Origin of the sequence: Mesorhizobium sp. M7A.F.Ca.CA.002.04.1.1, assembly GCF_004022805.1 — a bacterium.
Classification (GTDB): domain Bacteria; phylum Pseudomonadota; class Alphaproteobacteria; order Rhizobiales; family Rhizobiaceae; genus Mesorhizobium; species Mesorhizobium ciceri.
In genome coordinates, this window is record NZ_RZPL01000635.1 from 1 (window position 1) to 3,383 (window position 3,383).

3 protein-coding genes are annotated in these 3,383 nt (G+C 64.0%); 1 reads left to right on the forward strand and 2 read right to left on the reverse strand.

Annotated features, from left to right (window positions below; genetic code table 11):
* Positions 1-1,425, forward strand: a 1,425-nt coding sequence (locus ENZ75_RS25755) for an adenine deaminase C-terminal domain-containing protein (RefSeq protein ID WP_164887999.1), incomplete at its 5' end; no start/stop codon positions are given.
* Positions 1,426-1,586: 161 nt separating this feature from the next.
* Here ENZ75_RS25755 and ENZ75_RS25760 read toward each other — a convergent pair.
* Both ENZ75_RS25760 and ENZ75_RS25765 read right to left on the reverse strand, forming a co-directional pair.
* The gene (locus tag ENZ75_RS25760) at positions 1,587-2,750 is read right to left on the reverse strand and encodes an alpha/beta hydrolase (protein WP_063168105.1); all 1,164 of its coding nucleotides are present in this window, start codon (positions 2,748-2,750) and stop codon (positions 1,587-1,589) included.
* 137 nt (positions 2,751-2,887) lie between these two features.
* Positions 2,888-3,383, reverse strand: a 496-nt coding sequence (locus ENZ75_RS25765) for an alpha/beta hydrolase (RefSeq protein WP_128278418.1), incomplete at its 5' end; no start/stop codon positions are given.

The window sequence follows — 3,383 nt, forward strand, 5'->3', positions numbered from 1 at the left end:
GGTCTGCCCGGCGTGCGGCTGATGCATGACGAAGCGGTCGCCATGCCCATCAACGTGCATGTCCAGATGCCGTCCTGCGTGCCTTCGGCGCCGGGGCTGGAACATGCCGGCGCCGAGCTGACGGTCGCCGATGTCGCGGAAGCGATGACCTGGGAGAACATTATCGGCCTGGGCGAAGTGATGAATTTCCCCGGCGTCGTCGCCAATGATCCGGTCATGTCGGGCGAGATCGCGGCGACGGTCAAGGCGGGCAAGACGGTCGGCGGCCACTATGCCTCGCGCGATCTCGGCCTGCCGTTCCACGGCTACGTCGCCGGCGGCCCCGAGGACGACCATGAGGGCACGCGCGCCGAGGACGCTATCGCCCGCGTGCGCCAGGGCATGAAGGCGATGCTGCGGCTGGGCTCGGCCTGGTACGACGTCGCCTCGCAGATCAAGGCGGTGACGGAGGGCGGAATCGACCCGCGCAACTTCATCCTGTGCACCGACGACAGCCATTCCGGCACGCTGGTCCAAGAGGGCCATATGGACCGCGTGGTGCGCCACGCCATCCAACAGGGATTGAAGCCGGTGACGGCGATCCAGATGGCGACGCTCAATACCGCCCAGCATTTCAAACTGGAGCGCGAGATCGGCTCGATCGCGCCGGGCCGGCTGGCCGACCTGCTGATCGTCTCGGATCTCGCCGCAATGACCATCGACGAGGTCTATGCACGCGGCGTCAGGGTGGCCAAGGGCGGCAAGCTCGAAATCGACATTCCGGCCTATGATTACCCCCGGACGGCGAAGAACACCGTCAAGCTCGGCAAGAAGTTGAAGGGCGACGACTTCGATATCGCCGCCCCCAAGGGCGCCAACGAGGTTCGGGTGCGTGTCATCGGCGTCATCGAGAACCAGGCGCCGACGCGCGCGCTGGAGGCCGATCTGCCGGTCGAGGACGGGCTGGTCGCAATGGACCGCCGCAACGACATCTGCCAGATCGCGCTGGTCGAGCGTCACAGGGGCACGGGCGGCGTCAGCAACGCCTTCGTTTCGGGCTTCGGCTATATGGGCGACTGCGCCATGGCGTCCAGCGTGGCGCATGACGCCCACCACATCATCTGCGTCGGCACCAACAAGCAGGACATGGCGCTGGCGGTAAACCGTCTGGGCGCGGTCGGTGGCGGCGTCGTGCTGTTCTCCAAGGGCAAGGAACTGGCGCTGGTCGAAATGCCGATCGCAGGCCTGATGTCGGACGAACGGGCGGAAATCGTCGCCGCCAAGGCCGAGAAGCTCACCGAGGCGATGCGCAAGATGGGCTGTTCATTGAACAACGCCTACATGCAGCACTCGCTGCTGGCGCTGGTCGTCATTCCGGAGCTCAGGATCTCCGATGTCGGCCTGATCGATGTGACGACATTCCAGAAGGTCGATCTGTTCGTCTAGGATTGTTGATATTCAGGCCATGCCGACCTGTAAGTAGCGATTTTCTGCGCTTCCGGTGCTCACGTACTTAAGTACGCTCCGCTCCGGTTCTCGAAAACCACCACTTTCGGCTCGGCCTGACCCGAATCTCAACAATCCTAGGGCCAATGCCGCCCGCTGGCTCACCCGCCGGTGGCGATGGTCAGCACCTTGAACGGCGTGGTGATGACGATCTCGGCGACCGAGCCGACGGCCTTGCCGAGGCCCTGGCCGAGATTGTTGAGCTGTGTCGGGTCGGGTTCGTCCGAGGCGAGGCCCGCCGGCGCCCGCAGCCGGTCGCCGAGCAGTTGCACCAGCATCGGGTTGTCGGCGAATTTGGCGTGGTTGAGGCGGTCGCCGCCCTTGGCCTGGGAAAGATCGACCACCGACACGCCATAGCTGGCGAGGTCTGCAGCGTTGCCGTAGTCGCCGACGCGCGGCTTGTCGCCCGAGATCAGGGACGAGAGCTTGAGAGCCCGGTCATCCGCAGAGAGCAGGATGGCGAACGGCTTGTCGGGTTTGCCGTAGCGGATCATCTGCTTCTTGAAGACGTCGACATCGATGTCGGGCGAGGCCAGGATGACGTAGCCCAGTTTGCCGCCGAGATCCCGGTCGCCGGTGATGGCAAGCTGGCGCAGCGTCTCCATGGTCACCCAGGTTCCCATCGAATGGGCGATGATGTCGATGCTCTTGACCTTTGTCTTGGCCAGCATCCTGAGCGTCGCCTCGAGGTCGTCGCGCGCTGCGTTGGCGCTTTCCTTGTCGTAGATGTAACCCGTGGTCTTGCCGCTCGAAGCCCAGGAGAACAGCACCGGGGTGCCGGGATATTTGGTGTCGTGGGCGATCTGCGTCAGCCGGTAGATGCCGTCGTCAAAACCGTTGTTGAAGCCGTGCACGAAAACCAGCGCACGGTCGCCGCGCATGGAAATGTCGGCGCCGACCGCTTTGGCGAACTGGGGCGCGCCTTCATAGAAAGTGACGTCCTTGGCGGTAAAATCCTTGGCAGGATTGCTGTTTGCCGATCCCTTGGCCCGCTCGATGGCGCCGACCTGATGGCTTTTGGGAACGGTGACGTCGACACGGGCAAAGCTGGTGGTCAGCGAGCGATCGCCGTCGTAAACCTGTCGCGGCTCTTTTGTTGCCCTCTGGCGGGTGGTGGCGACGAAGATTTCATGCGTGGCCGCGATGTCGGATGCGGGCACCGAGACCGTCGTCCTGTTGAGCAGGTCGTGCGTTTTCCCGCCAGCGCAGCCGGTGACAGCGAGCGCCGATGCAACGACGAGGTAGCTCTTCGAACGCACGGTCACACGCAGGCTCCCGCAAAAGGGGACGTCAAACGCGTGACGTCGCTGGCTATTCCGATAAGGCCAGAGACCGGCGCGGTCCAGTTCAAAGTGAATCCATACGTCCGCGATGCCGGGCAGGCATCGCCGCGAGACCGCACCTATTGGCCAAGCAGGCTGATGCGGTCGGTGACATCACGGTCGCTGGCAAAGCCGTCATCCTCGCGCAGCCGCTGGCCGATCATCTTCACCAGCGTCGGATTGTCGGCGAATTTCGTATGGTTGAAGCTGTCCGATCCCTTGACCTTGGACAGGTCGACGACCGTCACGCCATAGGAGGCAAGATCGGCGGCATCCTTGTAGTCGCCGACACGCGGCCGTGAACCGGCGATCAGGCCGGAGAGCCGCAGCGCACGGTCGTCGTCCGATAACAGCAGGATGAACGGCTTGTCGGGCTTGCCATAGCGCCGCATCTGGCTCTTGAACACGTCGACATCGATGTCGGGCGAGGCCAGCACCACGTCGCCGAGCTTGCCGCCGAGATCGCGATCGCCGGTGATGGCCATCTGGCGCAGCGTTTCCATGGTGACCCAGGTTCCGAGCGAATGTGCGACGATGTCGATGCGCCGCGCGCCGGACTGCTCCAGCATCCTGAGC